Origin of the sequence: Tabrizicola caldifontis (assembly GCF_004762095.1) — a bacterium.
GTDB lineage: Bacteria > Pseudomonadota > Alphaproteobacteria > Rhodobacterales > Rhodobacteraceae > Tabrizicola > Tabrizicola caldifontis.
Genome location: NZ_SIJH01000001.1, coordinates 299,699 through 321,228, shown reverse-complemented (window position 1 = coordinate 321,228; position 21,530 = coordinate 299,699). Strand labels below are relative to the sequence as shown.

The 21,530-nt window shown below is 65.7% G+C and carries 18 protein-coding genes and 1 tRNA gene; 11 read left to right on the top strand and 8 right to left on the bottom strand.

Annotated elements, in window-relative coordinates; translation table 11 throughout:
* Positions 1-121 precede the first annotated feature (121 nt).
* The 8 genes from EYB42_RS01500 (at position 122) to EYB42_RS01465 (ending at position 8,410) form a co-directional block, all read left to right on the top strand.
* Positions 122-1,363, top strand: coding sequence for a lytic murein transglycosylase (locus EYB42_RS01500; RefSeq protein WP_135447389.1), 1,242 nt, complete (start codon positions 122-124; stop codon positions 1,361-1,363).
* A 247-nt stretch (positions 1,364-1,610) separates the two neighbouring features.
* Positions 1,611-2,780, top strand: a complete 1,170-nt coding sequence (ctaA, locus tag EYB42_RS01495; RefSeq protein ID WP_135447388.1) for a heme A synthase — start codon at positions 1,611-1,613, stop codon at positions 2,778-2,780.
* Positions 2,777-4,246 (top strand): carboxypeptidase M32, encoded by a 1,470-nt coding sequence (locus EYB42_RS01490; RefSeq protein ID WP_135447386.1) that lies wholly within the window; start codon positions 2,777-2,779, stop codon positions 4,244-4,246. The genes ctaA and EYB42_RS01490 overlap by 4 nt, the downstream gene beginning before the upstream one ends.
* A 93-nt stretch (positions 4,247-4,339) precedes the next feature.
* On the top strand, positions 4,340-4,723 hold the full coding sequence (locus EYB42_RS01485; protein ID WP_135447384.1) for a winged helix-turn-helix domain-containing protein: 384 nt from the start codon (positions 4,340-4,342) through the stop codon (positions 4,721-4,723).
* Between the two features lie 54 nt (positions 4,724-4,777).
* Complete coding sequence (gene modA, locus EYB42_RS01480) at positions 4,778-5,572, top strand: molybdate ABC transporter substrate-binding protein (RefSeq protein WP_205909940.1); 795 nt, start codon at positions 4,778-4,780, stop codon at positions 5,570-5,572.
* Between the two features lie 2 nt (positions 5,573-5,574).
* Positions 5,575-6,243 carry a molybdate ABC transporter permease subunit gene (gene modB, locus EYB42_RS01475; protein WP_135447382.1) on the top strand — a complete coding sequence of 223 codons (669 nt, stop codon included), beginning with the start codon at positions 5,575-5,577 and terminating at the stop codon, positions 6,241-6,243.
* Positions 6,240-7,328 (top strand): molybdenum ABC transporter ATP-binding protein, encoded by a 1,089-nt coding sequence (gene modC / locus EYB42_RS01470; RefSeq protein ID WP_135447380.1) that lies wholly within the window; start codon positions 6,240-6,242, stop codon positions 7,326-7,328. Before modB ends, modC begins: the two co-directional genes overlap by 4 nt.
* 194 nt (positions 7,329-7,522) lie before the next feature.
* Positions 7,523-8,410, top strand: a complete 888-nt coding sequence (locus tag EYB42_RS01465) for an endonuclease/exonuclease/phosphatase family protein (protein WP_135447378.1) — start codon at positions 7,523-7,525, stop codon at positions 8,408-8,410.
* Between the two features lie 144 nt (positions 8,411-8,554).
* Here EYB42_RS01465 and dddP read toward each other — a convergent pair whose 3' ends face one another.
* Entirely contained in the window at positions 8,555-9,922 is a 1,368-nt protein-coding gene (gene dddP, locus EYB42_RS01460) for a dimethylsulfonioproprionate lyase DddP (protein WP_135447376.1), read from the bottom strand.
* A gap of 136 nt (positions 9,923-10,058) precedes the next feature.
* Here dddP and EYB42_RS01455 point away from each other — a divergent pair, with 136 nt between their 5' ends.
* Together EYB42_RS01455 and EYB42_RS01450 are read left to right on the top strand one after the other, a co-directional pair.
* Positions 10,059-10,844 carry a heme-dependent oxidative N-demethylase family protein gene (locus EYB42_RS01455; protein WP_135447481.1) on the top strand — a complete coding sequence of 262 codons (786 nt, stop codon included), beginning with the start codon at positions 10,059-10,061 and terminating at the stop codon, positions 10,842-10,844.
* Positions 10,845-10,854: 10 nt separating this feature from the next.
* Positions 10,855-11,730 (top strand): alpha/beta hydrolase, encoded by an 876-nt coding sequence (locus EYB42_RS01450; protein WP_167850876.1) that lies wholly within the window; start codon positions 10,855-10,857, stop codon positions 11,728-11,730.
* A 219-nt stretch (positions 11,731-11,949) separates the two neighbouring features.
* On the opposite strand, the gene glnA is transcribed toward EYB42_RS01450, so the two are convergent.
* Together glnA and EYB42_RS01440 are read right to left on the bottom strand one after the other, a co-directional pair.
* Positions 11,950-13,359 (bottom strand): type I glutamate--ammonia ligase, encoded by a 1,410-nt coding sequence (gene glnA, locus EYB42_RS01445; protein WP_135447372.1) that lies wholly within the window; start codon positions 13,357-13,359, stop codon positions 11,950-11,952.
* 54 nt (positions 13,360-13,413) lie between these two features.
* Entirely contained in the window at positions 13,414-13,752 is a 339-nt protein-coding gene (locus tag EYB42_RS01440; RefSeq protein ID WP_135447370.1) for a P-II family nitrogen regulator, read from the bottom strand.
* Positions 13,753-13,921: 169 nt separating this feature from the next.
* Here EYB42_RS01440 and EYB42_RS01435 point away from each other — a divergent pair, with 169 nt between their 5' ends.
* The gene (locus tag EYB42_RS01435; RefSeq protein WP_135447368.1) at positions 13,922-15,493 is read left to right on the top strand and encodes an NAD(P)H-hydrate dehydratase; all 1,572 of its coding nucleotides are present in this window, start codon (positions 13,922-13,924) and stop codon (positions 15,491-15,493) included.
* A gap of 30 nt (positions 15,494-15,523) precedes the next feature.
* Here the strand turns inward: EYB42_RS01435 and EYB42_RS01430 are convergent, their stop codons facing one another.
* The 5 genes from EYB42_RS01430 to EYB42_RS01410 all read right to left on the bottom strand — a co-directional run bounded on the left by EYB42_RS01430 (position 15,524) and on the right by EYB42_RS01410 (position 21,527).
* Complete coding sequence (locus EYB42_RS01430; protein WP_135447366.1) at positions 15,524-16,642, bottom strand: serine/threonine protein kinase; 1,119 nt, start codon at positions 16,640-16,642, stop codon at positions 15,524-15,526.
* 469 nt (positions 16,643-17,111) lie between these two features.
* The gene (locus EYB42_RS01425; RefSeq protein ID WP_135447363.1) at positions 17,112-18,671 is read right to left on the bottom strand and encodes a CRTAC1 family protein; all 1,560 of its coding nucleotides are present in this window, start codon (positions 18,669-18,671) and stop codon (positions 17,112-17,114) included.
* On the bottom strand, positions 18,671-20,008 hold the full coding sequence (locus tag EYB42_RS01420) for a vanadium-dependent haloperoxidase (RefSeq protein ID WP_205909939.1): 1,338 nt from the start codon (positions 20,006-20,008) through the stop codon (positions 18,671-18,673). Before EYB42_RS01420 ends, EYB42_RS01425 begins: the two co-directional genes overlap by 1 nt.
* Positions 20,009-20,060: 52 nt before the next feature.
* Positions 20,061-21,434, bottom strand: coding sequence for an NAD(P)/FAD-dependent oxidoreductase (locus EYB42_RS01415; RefSeq protein WP_135447361.1), 1,374 nt, complete (start codon positions 21,432-21,434; stop codon positions 20,061-20,063).
* A 17-nt stretch (positions 21,435-21,451) separates the two neighbouring features.
* A tRNA-Ile gene (locus EYB42_RS01410) sits at positions 21,452-21,527 on the bottom strand.
* Positions 21,528-21,530: the final 3 nt, after the last annotated feature.

Genomic DNA, 21,530 nt, shown 5'->3' with positions numbered 1-21,530 from the left:
CTTCCGGCTTCGATTGGGGGGCGCAAGCCCGCCGCCCTTGCTTCGAAGGACTTGGCCGGGGACACGGGGGCTGCTTATCATCGCCGCAGGAAAACAGAAACCAGGCAAGAGGCAGAAGGGCATGGATAAACTGACAAGACGCGGCCTGGTTCTGGCCGGTGTGGCGGCGCTTGCGGCGGGATGCGTGCCTTCGCGGCGGGAAGCCGGTGGCGGCTACCGGATGCCGGACCCCGCCCCGAGGCCCGTGCCGAATGCCGGATGGGATGCCTGGGTGGCCGGCTTCAAGGGGCGGGCCGCGGCGCGCGGCATCTCGCAAGGAACGATCGACGCGGCCTTTCGCGGGGCCGGGTTCCTGCCCGAAGTGGTCGAACGCGACCGCAACCAGACCGAGTTCCGCCGCACGCTAGAGGATTATCTGAACATTGCCGCCTCGGAGGAGCGGGTCAGCTTGGGCCGCCAGAAGTTCGCGCAGTATCGGGGAACATTGCAGGCCATCGAGGCGCGCTATGGTGTGGAATCCCATGTCGTCGCGGCGGTATGGGGACTGGAAAGCTTCTACGGCACGCGACGGGGGAACGTTCCGGTCATCTCGGCTCTTTCGACGCTGGCCTACGACGGACGGCGCGGAGAGTTCTTCGAGACGCAGCTCGTCGCGGCGCTGCGTATTCTGCAGTCTGGGGATGTGGCTCCCTCGGCGATGACAGGCAGCTGGGCGGGAGCGATGGGCCATACGCAGTTCATCCCGACCAGCTATCTGGAATTCGCGGTCGATTTCAACGGCGACGGGCGTCGCGACATCTGGAGCGAGGATCCTACCGATGCCTTGGCATCGACCGCGGCATATCTGAAACGCTCGGGCTGGACACCGGGCCTGCCCTGGGGGATGGAGGTGACGCTTCCGCCGGGCTTCGACACCGGGCTTCTGGGGCGCGGCAAGGGCAGGTCCGCGGTAGAGTGGCAGGGGCTGGGCGTGCGCCCCGTCGGCCCGGTGCCGTTGGCGGGTGGCTCGATCATCGCTGGCGGAAATACAGGGGGGGCGCCCCATTTCCTGCTGACGCAGAACTTTGCCACGATCCTGCGCTACAACAATGCGCAGAACTATGCCATCGGCGTCGGGCATCTGTCGGACCGCATCCTGGGGCGGGGGTCGGTGCAGGCGAGTTTCGGTCCGGATGCGACCGGTCTGACCCAGGCCGACCGGCAGGAATTGCAGCGGCTTCTGACTGCGCGCGGGTTCGACACCGGGGGGACGGATGGCGTGATCGGGGCCCGGACCCGCGCCGCAATCAGCGCGTTTCAGGCCAGTGTCGGCCTGCCCGTGACCGGTGAGCCTTCGCCTGATCTGCTGCGTCGCCTGCGATGAGGCCTCATCGGGCCGCACGCTGGGGATGAACCAGCCCGACGCTTTGTGCCGCCGTTGAAGGCGGGGGGTTCACACCCCAGCACCCCCCCCGTAGGATATTTCTGCAGAGAGAAAGGACCATTCTTGCCCTCTGGTTGCGGTGCCGGAGGCCGGCGCTTGCCCGGTCACGCGGTGAGGAGCATTGCCGCAGGGCCTTGAAGGCCCCGGGGTGCGGGCCTAGTGTCCGCCGCAGAACGAGGGGGTAGCGATGGCCGGAAAGCGCAGCATCTTCGAAGAGGTCGGCGAGGGGCAGAAGCCTGCTGCGATGCCCGCAAGCGGCGTGATCGATGCCAGGCCGAAGGGCGCGCGGGCCGGGGTGCGGCTGTGGCTGATCGCGCTGTTCCTGCTGGTTGCCACAATGATCGCGGTCGGCGGGATGACCCGGCTGACCGACAGCGGCCTGTCGATCACCGAATGGCGCCCGGTCACCGGTGCAATTCCGCCGCTGAACGAGGCAGCCTGGCTGGTCGAGTTCGAGAAATACCGGCAGATCCCGCAGTATCAGCTGGTGAACAAGGGAATGAGCCTTGAGGAGTTCAAGACCATCTATTGGTGGGAATGGGGGCACCGGCAGCTGGGGCGGCTGATCGGCCTGGTCTGGGCGCTGGGCTTCCTTGGCTTTGCCCTTGCCCGGCGGGTGCCGCCGGGCTGGTCGGGGCGGCTGTGGCTGCTGGGCGGCCTCGGCGGGTTGCAGGGCGCGATCGGCTGGTGGATGGTGTCGTCGGGCCTGACCGGAGAGATGGTCTCGGTCGCCTCTTACCGGCTGGCCACGCATCTTGGGCTGGCCTTCGTGATCCTGGGGGTCCTGGCCTGGTATGTCTTTCTGCTGGGCCGGTCCGAGGCAGAGCTTATGACGGCGCGGCGGGGGCGCGAGGTGAAGCTCTTCGGCCTTGCTACCGGGCTGATGCATTTCGCCTTCCTGCAGATCGTTCTGGGGGCGCTGGTGGCGGGTATCGATGCTGGCCGGGCCTTTCCGACCTGGCCCCTGATGAACGGCCAGTTCTTTCCCGCAGACGCTTTCTATGTGCCCGACGGGCAGGGGGGCAGCCTGCCAATGTGGCATGCGTTCTTTGAAAATCCCGGCCTCGTGCAGTTCATTCATCGCATGTCGGGCTATCTGCTGTTCGGCTTTGGGGTGGTGGTCTGGCTGAAGGGGCGCAAGTCCGGCTATCGGGCGACGCGCGCGGCCTTCGATCAGGTGATGGCGATGCTTGTGGTGCAGGTGGCCCTGGGCATTGCCACCGTGCTGACCGTGGCGCATGTGCACGTAGCGATCACCCACCAGATCGGGGCCGTGATCCTCTGGGTGCTGATCCTGCGGGCCAGGCATCTTTCGCAATACCCTGTGGCGGGTTCGATCCGGGAAGGGACAGCATGACAGCCTATGACGAACTGATGGCGTTCCAGCGTCAGACCGAGGCGCTGGCGCAGGTGGCCGGCCGGCTGGGCTGGGACCAGGAAACGATGATGCCCGAGGGCGCCGCCGCACAGCGGGCCGAGGAGATCGGCGCGCTGGAGGCCGTCCTGCATGCCCGCCGGACCGACCCGCGGATCGGCGACTGGCTGGCTGCGGCGGAAGCGCCCGATGCCGTGGCTCGGGCGCAGCTGCGGCAGATCCGGCGCAGCTATGCGCGGGCGATGAAGGTGCCGGCCCGACTGGCCGAGGAGATCGCGGCCACCACCTCGCTGGCGCAGGGGATCTGGGCCGAGTGCCGGTCCCGTGACGATGTGGCAGGCTTCCTTCCGACGCTGCGCAAGGTGGTAGAGCTGAAGCGGGCAGAGGGCGCGGCGCTGGCCGCAGGGGGCGACCCCTACGATGCGCTGGTGGACGACTACGAGCCCGGCATGACCGGCGCGGCCATCGCGTCGATGTTCAATGCGATGCGACCGCGGCTGGTCTCCCTGCGGGAGAAGGTGCTGGGCGCCGAAGCGCCGCACGGGCTTGTCGGGACTTTCGGTCATGATGACCAGCTGGCCTTGGCGCGCGAGTTGGCCACGGCCTTCGGCTATGACTGGTCGCGCGGGCGCATCGACCTGGCGGTGCACCCATTCAGTTCGGGCTCGGGCCACGATGTTCGGATCACGACGCGGGTCAGCGAGACCGATCCGTTCAACTGCTTCTATTCCACGATCCACGAGGTCGGCCATGCCGCCTACGAACAGGGGATCGACCCGGCCTATGCGCTGACGCCGATCGGGCAGGGCGTGTCGATGGGCGTGCATGAAAGCCAGAGCAGGTCTTACGAGAACCAGCTGGGTCGCAGCCGAGCCTTCACCGGCTGGCTGTTCGGGCGGATGCGCGAAATCTTCGGCGATTTCGGCATCGCGGATGCGGATGCCTTCTATCGGGCCGTGAACCGGGTGCATCCGGGCTACATCCGCACCGAGGCCGACGAGGTCCACTACAACCTGCACATCATGATGCGCTTCGATCTGGAACGCGCGCTGATCCGCGGCGATCTGGACGTGGCTGATCTGGAGGCCGCCTGGAACGATCGCTTCCGCGCCGATTTCGGGGTGGCGGTGGACCGTCCCGCGAACGGGATGCTGCAGGACGTGCACTGGTCCTGCGGGCTGTTCGGCTACTTCCCGACCTACACGCTGGGCAATGTCTATGCCGGCTGCCTTGTCAAGGCGCTGCGCGCAGAGGTAGCGGGGCTGGACGCGATGATGGCCAAGGGCGACGTCTCGGCGGCGACGGGCTGGCTGCGCGACCGGCTGCAACGACATGGTGCGCTTTACGAACCGCGCGAGGTGGTGCAGCGGGCCTGCGGGTTCGAGCCAAGCGAGGGGCCGCTGCTTGACTATCTCGAGGCCAAGTTCGGCGAGATCTACGGGGTCTGACGCAGGCTTTCCGGGGCACTTTCCCTTATCCGATGGCCCATGCATCGGTGACTTGAGGCTTGCCTTTGCAGGCGGGACTGGCATGGATAGGCCATGTGTAGCGCCACCTTGCATCCGACACTGAGCATCCGCATCCGCTTTGGCGCCACAGGGATGATCGGGCCGGGCAAGGCTGAGCTTCTGGATCGCATTGCGGCAACCGGGTCCATCGCCGCTGCCGCGCGCGAGATGGGGATGAGCTACAAGCGAGCGTGGACGCTGATCGAGACGCTGAATGGCATGTTTGACAGGCCGCTTGTTGAATCCACGCGGGGCGGGACAGGCAAGGGTGGCGCGGTGCTCACCGATCTCGGTCAGGCGGTCTTGGCCGAATACCGCGCGGTAGAGAAGGCGGCGCGCGACCACGCCGTGCAACACCTGGTCCGACTTCACGGTTGGCTGCGCGAGCCCGAAGGAAAGATGCGACCAGAGGATTGACGCGCGCGCGGACCTGAGGCGATATGTTTTCCGAAACATATCGGAGGTGCCCCCGTGATCCGTCGTCGCGTTGCAATTGCCCTGGGCCTTGTTGCATCCCTCTATGTCTGTCTGCCGCTCTCCCTGCCGGCTGCCGCCGAAGAGCCCCCGGTCATAGCAGCAGCGGCAGATCTGCAATTTGCCGCGACCGAGATCGCCGCCGCCTTTGCCGCCGAGACCGGGAAAGTGGTGAAGCTGTCCTTCGGCTCGACCGGCAACTTCGCCACCCAGATCCGCGAAGGCGCGCCGTTCCAGATGTTCATGGCCGCCGACCAGAAGTTCATCGCCGACCTTCATGCCGAGGGGCTGACCCGCGATGAGGGCACACTTTACGCCGAAGGCCGCATCGTTCTGATGGCGCCGCATGGCTCGGCACTGAAGCCGGACGAGGCGCTGGACAATCTCGCTGCGCTGATCGAGGAAGGTAAGCTGACGAAATTCGCCATCGCAAACCCCGAACATGCCCCTTATGGCCTGCGCGCGATGGAGGCCTTGCAGCATCGCGGCCTGTGGGAGAAGATTCAGCCTTACCTCGTTCTGGGCGAAAACGTCAGCCAGACTGCGCAGTTCGCGCTTTCCGGCAATGCCGAGGGTGGGATCATCGCTCTTTCTCTCGCGCGTGCCCCCGAAGTTGCTGCCAGGGGCGAGTTCGCGCTGATCTCGCACGACTGGCACGAACCGCTGTTGCAGCGCATGGTTCTGTTGAACAACGCGGGCCCCGTGGCCGAGGAGTTCTATGCCTACATCCAGTCGCCCAAGGCGCGCGCGATCATGGTGAAATACGGCTTTGTTCTGCCAGACGAGGGCTGACCTTGGACTGGACTGCCCTTACCCTTTCGCTGGAACTGGCCGCCTGGACGGTGGCGATCCTTCTGCCGGTCTCGGTCCTGGCAGGCCGCTGGCTGGCCTATGGCCGGTTCAGGGCCAAGGGCGCGGTCGAGGCGCTGGTGATGCTGCCCCTGGTGCTGCCGCCCACGGTGTTCGGCTTCTACCTGCTGGTGGCCTTCGGGCGGAACTCTCCGGTCGGGGCCTTCTGGCAGGAAACCTTCGGACACCAGCTCGTGTTTACCTTCGAGGGGCTGGTGGTCGCCTCGGTCATCTTCAACCTGCCCTTCGCGATCCAGCCCGCCCAGCGCGGGTTCGAGGCCATCGCGGTGGAACTGCGTGAGGCGGCGGCGACCTGCGGCATGTCGCCGTGGCGCAGCTTGTGGAAGGTCGAACTGCCACTTGCCTGGCCGGGGCTGATGACGGCGATGGTGCTGACCTTTGCCCATACGCTTGGCGAATTCGGCATCGTGCTGATGGTCGGAGGGTCCATCCCTGGCGAGACCAAGACCATCGCCATCGCCATCTACGACCGGGTGCAGGGCTTCGACATGCGCGGTGCCGGCATCATGTCGGCGGCGCTGGTCGCCATCTCCTTCACCGCCATCGCCATCACCTACTGGCTTTCGGCCCGCATCGGGCGGAGGCTGGCGTGACGCTCTCCGTGGCGCTTCAGGCCAAGGCGCCTATCCCGCTGGACGTGGCCTTCTCGGTCGTGCCGGGGGAACTTCTGGCGCTTGTCGGCCATTCCGGGTCGGGCAAGACCACGATCCTGCGCAGCATCGCCGGGCTGTGGCGACCCGCGACCGCCCGGGTCGCGGTGGATGGCGAGGTCTGGCTCGACACCGGATCCGGCATCGCCCTGCCCACGCATCGCCGGCATGTCGGTGTGGTGTTCCAGAACTACGCGCTTTTCCCGCACATGACGGCGGCGCAGAACGTGGCAGCCGCCATGGACCGCCCCGACCCGGCCGAAGCCGCGCGGCTTCTGGACCTCGTGAACCTCCACGGCCTGTCCGACCGCAAGCCCGCCCAGCTTTCGGGTGGCCAGCAGCAACGGGTGGCTTTGGCCCGGGCGCTGGCGCGGAAACCGGCGGCGCTTCTTCTGGACGAACCCTTCTCGGCGGTGGACCGGGCCACGCGGGAACGGCTGCATGCCGAAATCCTTGCCCTGCGCGCCCATCTGAAGATGCCGGTGGTGCTGGTCACCCACGACATGAACGAGGCGCAGCTTCTGGCCGACCGGATGCTGGTGATCGAGAAGGGCAGCGTCGTGCGCGAAGGCACCACCGCCGCCGTGATGGCCGACCCCGACGCCCTGCGCGCCATGGGCATCCGCGAGGTCGCGGCCCTGCTGCCCGCCATCGTGGCCGGCGAGGAGGAGGACGGCCTGACCCGTCTGACCACCGCCACCGGGCCGCTGTTCCTGCCGGGCATCGGCAGTCCGCCCGGCACGCGGCTGCGGGTGCGGATCATGGCGCATGAGGTGATCCTGTCCCGAACCAGGCCCGAGGGGCTGTCGGCGCAGAACATCCTGCCCTGCACCGTCACGACGATCCGCCCCGGCGACGGACCGGGCGTCATGGTCCACTTGGCCGTGGGGGCGGAAGAGATCCTGGCGCGCATCACCCGCCGCGCCGCTGCGCAACTGGCCCTGCAGCCGGGTGATGCGGCCCACGCGGTTCTGAAATCCCTGTCCGTCGCGCGCGACCACATCGCCGCCGAACGTGGTCGGGGCTGAGCCGGCATTGGGCCCTGTCTGCCACAGCCTTGTGGCAGACAGGCCGTCGGGGTGTTGACGATCCGCTGTCCCAGGCCATAGGCGACTAAGCCGCGTCTGGCGCGCAGCGCGACCGGTGCCGGGTATCAGGTTTCCGGGCGACCGGGCTGAACGAAGATGGCCAGACGGCAAGACAAGGCCATGAGAGCTTGAACATGGAAGACGAAGAGCATCCGATCCTGAATGCCTTGCTGCGGGCGGGCCTGGTTCTGTCGCTTCTTGCGCTGATTGGCGGGTTCCTGGGCGGGCTGCATCCCCTTGGCGATTCGCTTTCGGTGGGGCGGGCCCATGCGGCCGGGGCGCTGGTCGTTTTCGCGCTGCTGGCGATCTGGGCGGGTCAGCGCCACACGGCCTTCGGGGCGCTTCTGGTGGGTCTGCTTGTCGGGGGGCAGGTTGCCCTGGTCTATCTGTGGCCTGGGCCGCCGGGGCGCTTCCTGCTGTATCAGAAGAACCTTCGCTACGATAACGCCCGGCTTGTGGAACTGGAGGCCGACATTCGCGCCGCCGAGCCGCTGGCAGTCACGCTTCAGGAAGTTTCCGCTCCGAACCTGTCGCTTCTGTCGTCTCTTGCGGATGTCTATCCGCATCAGCACCACTGCCCGGGGCGCGCGGTCGGGGGGCAGGCCATCCTGACCCGGCTGACACCGGTCGCGGGCAGCGGCACCTGCGCCAAGGGCCTTGCCGCAGTGCAGGTGGAATGGCAGGACCACAGGATCTGGCTTGTGTCGCTGCATCTGCAATGGCCCTGGCCCTATGCCCAGGCCGAACATGTGGCCGAAATCCTGCCGGTCCTGCGCGGGCTGGATGGGCCGGTGCTGCTGGCCGGCGATTTCAATATGGTGCGATGGGCACACTCGGTCGAAGCGCTGGCCGAGGCGGCGCGCGTGATTCCGGCCAGCCCGACGCGCGGAACCTTTCTGGGCTTCGACCCGGTGCTGCGTCTGCCGATTGATCACGCCTTTGCACCCGCGGGCGGGCGGATCACGTTGCGGCCTGCGCTCGGGTCCGACCATCTGGGGATTCTGGCGCAACTGGAGCCCTGAGCATCGGTCGCAGTCCCTCGCCGCCGCGTCACCGTGGCCTTGGTCGCATGCAGCCGATCGCCGGTGGCTTCCGCACGCCCTGCTGGCGTCGGCTTAGCGCAAGGACAAGGTAATGCAAGCGGGAACCCGCCGGGCCAGATACGGCTAATGGCGTCTGTCGCGTGTGATCCCGGCCTGGCCCATAAGCCGCGGATCGAAGGGATAGGTGGTCAGCGTTTCGCAGCCCGTTTCGGTGATCAGCACCTGATCCTCAAGCTTGATCGAGAAGTCACCCCCTTCGGGCGAGACAAGCGCCTCGACACACAGCACCATGCCGGGTTCCAGCGCGGCATCGAAGGCGCCGGGGATCCAGCCGTCGGGGTAATGCACATAGGGCCATTCGTCGCAAAGCCCGACCCCGTGCATCTTGCAGGAATATTTCTGCGCCCAGTATTCCGGGGCAAGCTGGTGGCCCTGCATCACCAGCTCCTCGATCGTGACGCCCGGTTTCAGCCGCGCCTTGTGGTCGGCGATATGGTCCAGTGCATGGTGGAAGGCCGAGACCATCGCGTTCGATGGCCGAGCGTCGCCCACCCACCAGGTCCGGCTGATGTCGATGCAGAATCCATAACAGCCGATCAGGTCGGTGTCGAAGGCCACGATCTCGTTTTCCTGCACGATCCGCGGCCCGCATTCCTGGAACCAGGGGTTGGTCCGGGGCCCCGAGGCAAGAAGCCGCGTCTCGATCCATTCGCCCCCGCGCCGGATGTTGGCGGCATGCAGTTCCGCCCAGATCGCATCTTCGCTGACATTGCCCTTTGGCACGTTTTCCCGCGCGAAGGCCTCCATCTCGGCGACCGCGGCCTCGCAGGCGTGATGGGCGCAGCGCATGGCCAGGATCTCGTCCGGCGTCTTGACCGCGCGGACCCGTTCCGTCACCTCCTCGCCTTCCTCGACGGAGAAGCCCGCGGCCTCCAGCGCGCGCAGGCCGTGGACCATGATCTTGTCCACCGCGAGCCGCCGGTTGGTGCCCGCGTGTTCCCGCATCACCTCATCGACCTGCGCGGCAAAGCCCTTTGCCGCCTCCATCCCCCGGTCGCCGGTCGAGTTGTAGAAGAAGGTCGCGCCAGAGCGAATCTCCTTCACCAAGGGGTTGAAGGTCACGAGGAAGGGCGAGTTCTTGTATTCCCACATCACCATGTGGCCGTCGGCGCAGATCAGGCAGGCGCGGAACGGGTTGTGGGTGTTCCAGAGCTGCATGTTCGTCGTGTCGGTCGCATAGCGGATGTTCAGCGGGTCGAACATCAGCAGGCCCCCGTAATCCCGCGCCACGATCCCCGCGACCAGCCTTTGCCAGCGGTCGTGCCGCATCCGCCCCAGATCGGGAAGGCGCAGCCCTGCTGCCTCCCATTCCCGGAAGGCCAGTTGCGTCGGCCCGATCTCCACCCGGTCGTTGTCGTTGGGCGTCCCGTCCCCCAGCCGCGGCCCGCGCGAGGGGTCAATCTTCCGGCGGTCGCGGTGATAGTCGGTCATGCGGGCCTTCTCCCTGTTCGGGCAAGCATGCCGCCTTGGTCGAATCCGGCCTTGGCCAGCAGCGACGCCCCTGGTCGCAAACGTGTTGGTTGCAGCCGCGCGTGCGGCGTGGTCAAAGACAGCCATGGTCAATCCGATGCAAGACGCGCCGATCCTTCAGGACCGGCTTCCGCTACACCCATGGGCCGACCCGGTGACGCGGCGCCTGCCTGGCATCCAGCCGGTGCAGGGTCGCGACTGGTTGCGTGTTGACGAGGCCTATGCCGCCCAGATGGCGCTGCGTGACCGTCTGATCGCGGCGCAGCCCCAGGTCGTCCACGCCCTGCTGCCCGAAGCACGTCCGGCCGCGGACGAGCTTTACGTCACCGTGCTTGACTGGCTGCGCGGTGAACCGGGCTTTTCCGTGACCGACCACAGCGTTACCCGCCCCGATGGCGAGACGGTCGCCCTGGATGCGACTGAACCGCTGCTGACACTTGGGCGTCTGGTCCAGCAGGATCTTTGCTTGATGGAGGCGCAGGGCGACGAATACAGCCTGACGGGGGCGATCCTGTGTTTCCCCGCAAGCTGGACGCTGGCGCAGAAGATCGGCCGTCCCATGACCGGCATCCACGGCCCGGTGAAGATCTATGATGCCCAGCTTGCCGCCCGCGTTCATCGCCTGCTCAGCGCAATCCGGCCAGAGCAGCCGCTCTGGCGGATGAACTTCTTCACCTACGACGATTTCATGTTGCACCACCCGCGAGTGGAAGGCGACTGGCGACGGCAGCCCACCGGGCAATCCTATGTCCGCTGCGAACGTCAGACGCTTCTGCGCCTGCCGCAGACCCGGGCGGTACTGTTCGCCATACACACGATTGTCGTCGATGCACGTCAGATCAGCGCCGAGGACTACGCGGCGTTGCGCGCGGCGCTGCACTGAAGGACAGGCAATGCCCGGACTGATCCGCAGAACCCTTCTGGTCGGTGGTGCCGCAGCGGCGGCCGGTGGCCTGGCCCTGTGGCGCTGGCGGCCGGAACGGGCAGCCGAGGTTGTCTATGGCCCCGACCCCAGCCAGGTCATGGACATCACCCGGCCGCGTGGAACGGCGCCTGTCCCCGTGCTGGTGATGATCCACGGCGGGGCCTTCCGCACGGGCGACAAGGCCGATCTGCCCGTCTGGCCCGAGTATCTGGATTCCGGAATCGCTGTGGTGCGTGTCAATTATCGCCTTTCCGGCACCGCTCGCTGGCCTGCCCAGGGCGATGACTGCCTCGCCGCCGTTGTCCACTTGCAGCGTCATGGGGACCAACTGGGGATTGCGCCGTCCCGAATGGTGCTGCTGGGCCAGTCGGCGGGGGCGTTCCTGGCAGTCTCGACGGCGCTGAGCCTGGTCGAGGTGGGATTGCCGCCGAAAGGGGTGGTCAGTCTTTACGGGCCGATGGATTTTTCGACCATGGATCGTGACATGGCCACCTTGGGCCGAACGCCCGCCATGGGCTCCGCCGATGCAGCCGACAGCCCGGAAAGCCAGCTTCTGGGATATGCCGTGGGCGAAAACCGCCCCAAGGCGCGCGCGGCGGGGCCGATCGGGCGGCTCGACCGCCTGCGCGAGCCGCTGCCACCGCTGTTCATCCGGCACGGCGACGCAGATCCTCTGGTCGCCGACCTGCAATCGAAGCGCTTGCGCGAGGCCTGGATTGCCGCCGACCCGGATGCGCGCATCGACTACAGGCTTGTCCCCGGTGCCGGCCACGGTGGCAACCTGTTCGAGACCGATCCGGTGCGCGGCGAACTTGTTTCCTTCGTTCGCTCGGTGCTTGCCTGACTGGCCTCGGGGTCTTGCGGTCCTCTGGCCGGATCCGGCGAAGGTCTGGTGCCTTAGGTCATTCCGACCGCGCGGATTCCCAATCTCGTGCCTGCCGCACCATCTGGACGATGGGTCGGACGGTGTCGTCGGACCCATGTAGCAGGGTGGCCAGCGTCCGCATGCCTGAATGAAGAAAGGGCGCCCGAAGGCGCCCCTTTGCCCCTGTGTCCGAAGGACTTAGCAGGAGTAGTACATCTGGTATTCGACCGGGTGGGGCGTATGCTCGTAGGCGTAAACCTCTTCCCATTTCAGCGCCATGTAGGCTTCCAGCTGGTCCTTGGTGAACACATCGCCCACCAGCAGGAAGTCATGATCGGCTTCCAGCGACTCCAGTGCCTCGCGCAGCGAACCGCAGACGGTCGGGATTTCGGCCAGTTCTTCCGGCGGCAAGTCATAAAGATCCTTATCCGATGCCGGACCCGGGTCGATCTTGTTCTTGATGCCGTCCAGACCCGCCATCAACAGGGCCGAGAATGCCAGATAGGGGTTCGCCGACGGATCGGGGAAGCGGGCTTCCACACGCTTGGCCTTCGGGCTTTCGGTCCACGGAATACGGACACAACCCGACCGATTGCGGGCCGAATAGGCACGCAGCACCGGCGCTTCGAACCCGGGGATCAGCCGCTTGTAGCTGTTGGTCGAGGGGTTGGTCAGCGCGTTCAGGGCCTTGGCATGCTTCAGGATGCCGCCGATGAACCACAGGGCCTCCTGGGAAAGGTCGGCATACTTGTCGCCCGCGAACAAGGGCTTGCCGCCCTTCCAGATCGACATGTTGACGTGCATCCCCGAGCCGTTGTCGCCCTTCATCGGCTTCGGCATGAAGGTCACGGTCTTGCCGTAGGCGTGGGCCACGTTGTGAATGACGTACTTGTACTTCTGGATGTTGTCGGCCTGCTCCACCAGCCCGCCGAAGATCATGCCCAGTTCGTGCTGGCAGGTCGCGACCTCGTGGTGGTGCTTGTCCACCTTCATGCCCATCCGCTTCATGGTCGAAAGCATTTCGCCGCGGATGTCCTGGGCCTCGTCGATCGGATTGACCGGGAAATAGCCACCCTTGTGGCCCGCGCGGTGGCCGTAGTTGCCGCCTTCGGTCACGGTGTCGGTGTTCCAAGCGGCGGCCTCGGCGTCGATCTCGTAGGCCACCTTGCGCGGCGTCACCGAATAGCGCACGTCGTCGAAGATGAAGAATTCGGCCTCGGGGCCGAAATAGGCCGCGTCACCGATGCCCGAGGATTTCAGGTAGGCTTCCGCCTTCAGCGCGGTCTGGCGTGGACAGCGGCTGTAGGCCTCGCCGGTGTCGGGCTCGACCACGTTGCAGTGCACGGCCATGGTCTTTTCGGCGTAGAACGGGTCGATATAGACCGAGGCCGCATCCGGGATCAGCTTCATGTCGGACTGGTCGATCGACTTCCAGCCCGCGATCGACGAGCCGTCGAACATGAAGCCTTCCTCGAAGAAATCCTCGTCCACCAGGTCCGCGACCAGCGTCACATGCTGGAGCTTGCCCTTAGGGTCGGTGAAGCGGATGTCGACGTATTCGACCTCCTCGTCCTTCATCAGTTTCAGAGCCTTGGCAACGGCGCTCATCTGACTGCCTTTCACGATTGAGTGGTTGATGGTTCAGGCCCTTGGGGGGCCGGTTCAGACTGCATCGTCGCCGGTTTCGCCCGTGCGGATGCGGATTGCTTGCTCGATGGGCGAGACGAAGATCTTGCCGTCGCCGATCTTGTCGGTGCGTGCCGCGGAAACGATCGCTTCGATGGCGGTGTCCACCATGTCGTCCGACAGGACCACCTCGATCTTCACCTTGGGAAGGAAGTCCACGACATATTCGGCACCGCGGTAAAGTTCGGTATGCCCCTTCTGACGACCGAAGCCCTTGACCTCGGTGACCGAAAGACCCTGGATGCCGGCTTCCTGAAGCGCCTCCTTCACTTCATCCAGCTTGAACGGCTTGATGATTGCTTCGATTTTCTTCATTGGGCAGGCTCCCCCCGCTTGCGTCTTGCCCCTCTGATCACTTCCCAGCACGGGGGGCAATGTGACAGGGTTGCCGCAAAGGGCAGGGGCGGGGAATTCCCGAATATCTGCTATTTTTTTGTGCAGAACGCCCTTCAGTTGGGCAGAGTGAAAACGGTATGCCGCGAAAATGACCGAACTTCTGACCGCAGCGCAGATGCGTGCCATCGAACAAACGGCAATCTCTGAGGGCGAGGTTAGGGGCCTGGATCTGATGGAACGCGCCGGACGCGGCGTGGTCCAGGCGATTTTCGACGAATGGCCAGAACTGAAGGCCACCTCGCACCGGGCGGTGGTTCTGTGTGGACCGGGCAACAACGGTGGCGACGGTTTCGTTGTGGCGCGGCTGCTGCGCCAATGGGGCTGGGACGTGCGGGCATTCCTTTACGGCGATGCAGGGCGTCTGCCGCCGGACGCGCGCGCGAACCACGAAAGATGGACGGCCCTGGGAAGCGTGGAGCCGCTTTCCGCGCTTGACCGGTCGGCCTTTACGGATGCTGCCGTGGTCATCGACGCGCTTTTCGGCACCGGTCTGTCGCGGCCGGTCGAGCAGGCGGTCTGGGCGGTTCTGGCGATGGCGCAGCAGGCTGGAGCGCGCCTGGTGGCGGTCGATATTCTAAGCGGTATTTGCGCCGACAGCGGAAGGATCATCAGCCTGGGCGGTTTCGTCGAGACCTCCGCCGCGCTGACTGTCACTTTCGAACGCGCCAAGCTGGGGCACGCGCTGGCGGATGGTGCCATGCTGTCCGGTCGCCTCTGCATCGTCCCGATCGGCCTGGAAGGACAGATGAATGCGCTATGTGGCGGATCGCGCTCGGATGACATCGTGATGGTCGCGCAGGCGCCGATCCTGCGGCTGCGAAAGGCTCAGGGCCACAAATACACGCATGGACATGCCCTTGTCCTGTCTGGTCCCGCTGGCCGTGGCGGTGCTGCACGGCTTGCGGCGCGAGGTGCCCTGCGCATCGGGGCGGGCCTGGTGACAGTGGGTTGCCCGACACAGGCAAGCGCCGAGAACGCCGCGCGGCTGGATGCGGTGATGCTGCGAGAAGTGGCGGATGGCCCGGCCCTTGCCCGGACGCTTGAGGACGGGCGGATCAATGCACTTTGCCTGGGGCCGGGGATGGGCACCGGGGCGCGGGAGGCGGGGCTCGTGGCGGCGGCGTTGCAATGGCGGGCTTCGGACGGGCATTCGCAGCGCAGCCTGGTCCTGGATGCCGATGCCCTTACCATCCTTTGCCGGAACCCGGACCTTTTCGCCGCGCTGCACACCGGGTGCGTCCTCACCCCCCATTTCGGAGAATTCGCCCGGCTATTCCCCGATATTGCCGAAAGGCTGGCGGCCCCTGCTACCGAAGGGCCGGCCTATTCGAAGGTAGATGCCACGCGAGAGGCGGCACGACGTGCAGGGTGTGTGGTGCTTTTCAAGGGGCCTGATACGGTGATTGCCGAGCCCTCGGGGCGCTGTGCCGTGAATCCCGCCTGTTTCGACAGGTCGGCACCCTGGCTGGCCACAGGCGGGTCGGGTGATGTGCTGGCCGGGTTCATCACCGGACTTCTGGCCCGGGGCTTGCTGCCGTTCGATGCCGCCTGCACGGGGACCAGGCTGCATCTGGAATGCGCCCTGTCCTTCGGGCCTGGGCTCATCGCCGAGGATCTGCCAGAGACCTTGCCGAGCGTCTTCCGCTCACTTGGGGTCTGAATCAGCGCTCTGGCCCACAGACCGTTTCGATCAGGTCAGCAGCTTCCATGCCGCGACCAGCGCCATCAGGGCAAGGGCGATCCCCGCGCCAAGAAGATAGCCCTTGTTCGCTTCAAGAAAGCCGGGACGGCGCGCGGCTGCGATGTGCGCGGTGTCTGGCCGCGCCAACGGTTCGGGTGCGTGGGTAAACAGGCCCTTTTCACCCTGTTCTATCATGTCCAGCCATTCCTGGGCGCTTTGAAGCCGGTAGCGCGGCATCACGCGCATTGCCTTGTCGATCGATTCCAGAAAGCCGGCAGGATAGCCAGGGAAGCGGCCCGAAAGCGGCTGGCAGGGGTCGGACGAACCTTCCGCCACCATCGCCAGACGCCGCTGGCTTTCGGGCGCTGCCTTGCCACTGATCACATGGTAGAAGGTGGCACCCAGCGCATAAAGGTCGCTTGCCGGGCTTTGCTGCGCGCCCGACAGGTAGAATTCCTGCGGCGAATAGCCGTCCTTCACGACGCGTCGTCCTGTCAGCACCCGCGTGGCCCGCATGACCTGTTCGCTGGCCGCGCCAAAGTCGATCAGCACCGGGTTTCCGGTCTGGTCGATCAGGATGTTGTCGGGCGAGATGTCGCGATGCAGGATCCCCGCCTGGTGAATGAAATCGACCGCACTGAGTAACTTCTTCAACATCGCCACGGTTTCTTCCGGCGTGAAGGCCTGGTCGGTCGATTCCAGGATGTCGTGCAGATCCTTGCCGTTGATGAAATCGATTGCCATGTAGGCCGTGTCATTGTCCTCGAACACCTGATGCACGCCGACAATGTTCGGATGCACCAGGCGGGCAAGGCTGCGGGCCTCGTCGATGAAGCCCTGGACGAAGCCGCGGAAATCCCCCGAATGCTTGCGCGAGCGGGCGCGGACGATTCCGCCGGACCTTCGGCAGAGCGTGTTGGGGAAGCACTCCTTGATGACGACGGTGCGATCAAGCGAATCCTTGGCAAGATAGGTGATTCCGAAACCGCCAGAGTTCAGGAAGCCCAGAATTGTGTATTGACCATCCAGAAGCCTTGTGCCCGGTTTCAGATCGTCAGCAAAGACTTCCGGGCCGGCGTGATATCCGTCCGGGTCCAGGCTGGGGTCGATCCGTGTCGGGCCTTGCATCTTGTGTGGTCCGGTCTGCTTTATGTCCTGTCCGGCACTTGTAGCGAGAGCATCGTCCCGACGAACCAAGGGCAGTGCCCAGTGGGGACGTCTGCAATTGGCAATCAGGATACAGACCCGGCCGGTCCGCAGGAAACATGGCCTTGGCACTCCAATTGGCGCATCGCATTGCATCAGGGCGGCCGGATTTCGGCAGCGTCAGAGAGCAGAGTTTTTTCGATATCTGGTAACATTCTGTATCATATGAATAATTCGTTCGACTGGCCTGTCTGCCCATACCGGGCGGCTTCGCTATTGCGTCTCGGATCGGCTCCGGCATTGTTGCCTGAAATCAACAGCCTCCGCCGAAAGCCCTGTTGTGGCGGCGGCAAGCAGCATGCGCCCCGAATATTCAGGGTTGCAGGGGTGGCATGAGTTCAATCTGCAAGGGTGCCGCGCAGGCCGCGCGTGATGTTCGCCCTGATTCGCGTCAACCCGGCGTCCAAGGTCTGGCCCCTGTATCGGGGCCCAGGATGTGGAAGGTGCCGGCAGGAAGCGAATGCCAGTCGCCCGCCGTCCCGTCGGGCCAGATGACCCGCAATTCCGCCCGCTCTGCCGCGCCAAGACCGAAATGCAGCCAGCCGACAGAGCCCGAGACGTGCCCGCCCCCCGCGGCGATCTCGTGGCGCTCGACCGCAGCGCCACGACGGATTTCCACCACCGATCCGATGGCGTTGCGATTGGGTCCGGCCTGTTCCAGCCTGACCTGCACCCAGTTGCCGCCGGGTTCGCCGGTCTGACGCCAGACTTCGGCCGGGGTCCACCGGTTGACCACCACCAGGTCCAGAAGGCCGTCGAGGTTCAGGTCCACGACCTGTGCCCCGCGCGCAACGGACATGCTGGCGATGCCTGCACGGTCCCCGGCTTCGACGAAGGTGCCGTCCCCGGCGGAAAGCAGCAGGTTGTTCGGGTCGCGCTCGGCAAAATCCGGCATCTTCGCGACGTTGCCCTTGGCCACGAAAATGTCCAGCCGCCCGTCGTTGTTCACGTCGGCGAACTGCGGATGCCAGGCTGTCGAGGGGCGCAGGTCGCCCCCGGTATAGGGCCGATGGGCCGTGACGCCAGAACGGAAGGCCAGATCGGCATAATCGGGTTTGCCCGAGGCCGGATCCTTCAGGAACTGCAACTTGTTGTCGGCCATCGAGGTCAGGTAGTAGTCTGGGTAGCCGTCCAGGTTCACATCCGCCGTGGCGATCCCCATTCCCCAGATGCGCAGACGCTTCCAGCCCTCGGCCTCGGTATAAAGGCGCGGCGGCTGGCCCGGGTCGAGGTGCCACAGCTGTTCCTGCCCGCCCTTGTAATATTCGCGGTCGTTCGAAACCCGCAGCGCCCACTGGCCCGAGCGGTTCCAGTCGGTGAAGATCATGGACAGCGCGCAGAAGGATGGGGTCAGCGCAATCGGCGGGGCAAAACGGGTGCCGTCAGGGCGATGCAGCCAGTTGTCGGTGCAGGATCCCCAGGGAAACGCCTCTTCGTAACGATCGACGTAGTTGCCGATGGCGATGGTCGGCCAGTCCTGGCCCTTTTCCCAGATCGCGGCAAAGGCGGTGGACCAGGCATCGCCGCCATCAAAGCCCCAGGTCTCGGTCGCATCCTCGAACCGGCACTCGCCGAGCCCCCGCATCAGCCGGTTCGACCCGTGCCGCAGCACCACCAGGTCCATCATCCCGTCGCTGTCGATGTCCAGCGGATAGGCGCCCAGCACGGCATCCAGCGCGATGCTGTCCGTCTTTTCGAAAGTCAACGGACCGCCCTGCAGGCTGCGGTTCCAATAAAGGCCCGAAGGCCCCGCGCCACCGGAAAGAAAGACTTCGGGAAAGCCGTCACCAGAGCAGTCGAAGGTGGCCACACCACCGCCCACCATGTATTCCCAATCGCCCTGGTAAATCGTGGTCAGGCCCGCTGTTGCGGTCTCGTCGGCGAAGACGGGAACGGATGGCTCGGCCAGGGCAGGGCCGGCAAGGACCAGCAGGGCAATCGTGGTGCGCATCAGGACTCGGTCTTCAGAGCGGCGGCATAGGCCCCCACGGCGCGGCCCTGATCCAGGCCGCGTTCGTTGCCGAAGCGGAAATGGATGCCGCCGTAAAGCCGGGACATCGCAGCCTCTTCTGCCGCCGCGGCAAAGGACGGGAAGCTGCGGACCGGCAGGCCATCGTCCTCGTGCGTCGCGTCGTCGAAGGCGAACCCTTCGCCAAGAACCGAGGTCAGCACGGTCATTGCCGCCCCCGACTGCGTCGAATGGCCCGACGTGTATTCCGGGAACGGCGGGGTGATGAGAAAGGGTTCCCAGGAAGGGTCGATGTGGCGATTGATGTAGGTTACCGGCCGCAGCAGGTTGTACCTGAATTTCGTCGACCAGCACGAGATGAACGCATCCGCCTGCGCCACGCCCAGCTTTGCCAGCGTGGCCGAGATCGCTTCTGCCGGCAGGCTGTCGCGGTCCGCGATCTGCAGCACGATCGAGATCCAGTGTCCGGCCGGTGTCGGTGTCAGCATCGGGTCGTCCGACCAGAACCGCGCGATCAGTTTCTGGTCCTGGGTCAGGTTGCGGCTGGTCTCGTAGACCTCCAGCGCGGCGTCGTGGAAGGCGGATCCCGGCGCTTCGTCGTAATCGGGGTGCGGCGGCGCATCGCAGGCGTCCGAGTATGGCAGGGCAAAAGGCCGGCAATTCGACCACCCGGGCAGAAGAGGCGCCTGTTGCAGACGGATCAGGTTCGTAGGCACCCAGTCCTGCGGGCGGGTGCCGGGGGTGTAATTCATGGGAAAGCCCATGTTCTCGATCACCGCGCCGCCGTCGGCGGCAGCCCATGCAAGGATCCGCTCAGCAATGGCTTCCCCGTGCGCGACACTGCGCGCCACCACCGCGCCGTCGATCCCCGTGCTTGCGGTCTCTCCCATCTTGCGGCCCATCGCCTGCATGGCGCGCAGGCCGGTCGGACCTGTGTTGGCGAACAGTTCGCCTACGACCGCCTGAAGCGCGCCATGCAAGACGCAAGCTTCGTCATGGACGCCGCTTGCGCGTGCGGGCAAGGGGGAAAGATCGCTGAGCTGGCCGGCAAGACTGCGCAGGGCAGGGTTGCCGGATGACAGCGCCTCGTGCGCGGTGATGCCGACATATGCGAAGGCGCGGGCCGCCACCGGGGGCACATAGGTAGCGGTATGGCGGACCAGTTCCAGAACAAGCTTGTGCCAGGTCAGCAGAACCTTGCGCGAGACATCTGCCCTGTCGGCCGCAAGGGCGGGCGGAACGCGCAGCAGGGCTGGCGCGGCAAGCGCAAGGCCAAGAACCTGACGGCGGTGCATCGGCATCGTGTCCTCCCGTGCCATGGGGCCTTTCTGTCATGCGCCAAAGTGTCGGGCAACATCAACCCTTCGTGATCTACCCGCGCCCGGTCAGCCAGTTGCCCAGGGTTGCCAGCTTCGACGGCCCCGCGCCGGCCCGGTCCTCGCGCCTGTCAGCGGCGTTCAGCAGGGCATACATGCCGTGCACGCCAAGCCAGCGGAAGGGTTCCGGCTCCCAGTCCCTGACGCGGCGGTTCACCCAGGGAAGGTGCACAAGATCGGTGTCGCGCCCCAGCACCAGATCCGCCAGCGTGCGTCCGGCAAGGTTCGAGGTCGAGACGCCCACCCCGACATAGCCACCCGCCCAGCCAAGGCCGGTCGCCGGGTCAAGACCCACCGTTGCGCACCAGTCGCGCGGCACACCCAGGACGCCGCACCATGCATGGTCGATCCTTGCTTCGCCTGCATCGGGGAAATGCCGGCGCAAGATCGCGACCAGCCGGCGGATCGTTTCGGGGTCTGGCGCGCCGTTGGTGTCGAGACTGGATCCGAACCGGTAGGGCACCCCGCGTGCTCCCACAGTGATGCGCCCCTCGCGCGTACGCTGGCAATAGCAGTAGGCGTTGGCGAAATCGCCCACGATCTCGTGCCCTTGCCATCCTATCCGGTCCCAGAGCTCGACCGGTAGCGGTTCCGTCGCGATCTGGGCCGAGTTCATCGGCAGCCATTCGCGTTTGTGACCCGGCAGGCCTGCCGTGAAGCCTTCGGTGCAGCGGAGGATCAGCGGGGCCCGCACCATGCCCCGATCGGTCGTCACAAGGCCTGTTTCGTAAGAGGTGACGGCCGTCCCCTCGACCAACCGGACCCCGAGACGCTCTACTGCGTCGGCAAGGCCGCGCACCAGTTTCGCAGGCTGGATGCGCGCCACGTTCGTCACCACCATGGCCCCCAGCGCGCCAGGGATACGAATGCGCGCGGCAAGGTCGCGGGCGTTCATCTGGAAGACCCTGTCCTCTTCTCCCCAGTGCCGGCGATGCGCGACCTCGGCCTGCATCCGGGCGACCTGCGCGGGCTTTGTCGCCACCATAAGCTCGTCGGTGCGGTGGATGTCGGCGTCGATGCCCTCGGCCTCGGCCACGCGGATCACTTCGTCCACGGTGCCGTTCATAGCCTCGACCATGGCGCGGACCTGGTGTTCGCTGGATCCTTCCAGATAGCGCCGGTGGTTCCAGGCAAAGCCCCCGGTTAGCCAGCCGCCATTTCGGCCCGAGGCGCCGAAGCCCGCGAATTCCTTCTCGATCACCAGCACGTCCAGCGCCGGCTGAATTTTCTTCAGATAGTAGGCCGTCCACAGGCCGGTATATCCTGCCCCGATGATCGCCACGTCGGCCGTGGTATCGCCGGAAAGGGACGCGCGGCGATAGGGCAGGCCGATATCGGCATACCAGAAAGAAATGTCGCCGACCTTCATCGCCCCCCGCGGGTGAATGGTAGGCCCGGAGGGATTCGAACCCCCAACCAAGGCGTTATGAGCGCCCTGCTCTGACCGTTGAGCTACAGGCCCGTA

Bases quoted from the DNA above. Each gene is read 5' to 3' on its own strand.
- EYB42_RS01500 (WP_135447389.1), top strand. From the start codon at position 122: ATGGATAAACTGACAAGACGCGGCCTGGTTCTGGCCGGTGTGGCGGCG.
- ctaA (WP_135447388.1), top strand. From the start codon at position 1,611: ATGGCCGGAAAGCGCAGCATCTTCGAAGAGGTCGGCGAGGGGCAGAAG.
- EYB42_RS01490 (WP_135447386.1), top strand. From the start codon at position 2,777: ATGACAGCCTATGACGAACTGATGGCGTTCCAGCGTCAGACCGAGGCG.
- EYB42_RS01485 (WP_135447384.1), top strand. From the start codon at position 4,340: ATGTGTAGCGCCACCTTGCATCCGACACTGAGCATCCGCATCCGCTTT.
- EYB42_RS01465 (WP_135447378.1), top strand. From the start codon at position 7,523: ATGGAAGACGAAGAGCATCCGATCCTGAATGCCTTGCTGCGGGCGGGC.
- dddP (WP_135447376.1), bottom strand. From the start codon at position 9,922: ATGACCGACTATCACCGCGACCGCCGGAAGATTGACCCCTCGCGCGGG.
- EYB42_RS01455 (WP_135447481.1), top strand. From the start codon at position 10,059: ATGCAAGACGCGCCGATCCTTCAGGACCGGCTTCCGCTACACCCATGG.
- EYB42_RS01450 (WP_167850876.1), top strand. From the start codon at position 10,855: ATGCCCGGACTGATCCGCAGAACCCTTCTGGTCGGTGGTGCCGCAGCG.
- glnA (WP_135447372.1), bottom strand. From the start codon at position 13,359: ATGAGCGCCGTTGCCAAGGCTCTGAAACTGATGAAGGACGAGGAGGTC.
- EYB42_RS01440 (WP_135447370.1), bottom strand. From the start codon at position 13,752: ATGAAGAAAATCGAAGCAATCATCAAGCCGTTCAAGCTGGATGAAGTG.
- EYB42_RS01435 (WP_135447368.1), top strand. From the start codon at position 13,922: ATGACCGAACTTCTGACCGCAGCGCAGATGCGTGCCATCGAACAAACG.
- EYB42_RS01430 (WP_135447366.1), bottom strand. From the start codon at position 16,642: ATGCAAGGCCCGACACGGATCGACCCCAGCCTGGACCCGGACGGATAT.
- EYB42_RS01425 (WP_135447363.1), bottom strand. From the start codon at position 18,671: ATGCGCACCACGATTGCCCTGCTGGTCCTTGCCGGCCCTGCCCTGGCC.
- EYB42_RS01420 (WP_205909939.1), bottom strand. From the start codon at position 20,008: ATGGCACGGGAGGACACGATGCCGATGCACCGCCGTCAGGTTCTTGGC.
- EYB42_RS01415 (WP_135447361.1), bottom strand. From the start codon at position 21,434: ATGAAGGTCGGCGACATTTCTTTCTGGTATGCCGATATCGGCCTGCCC.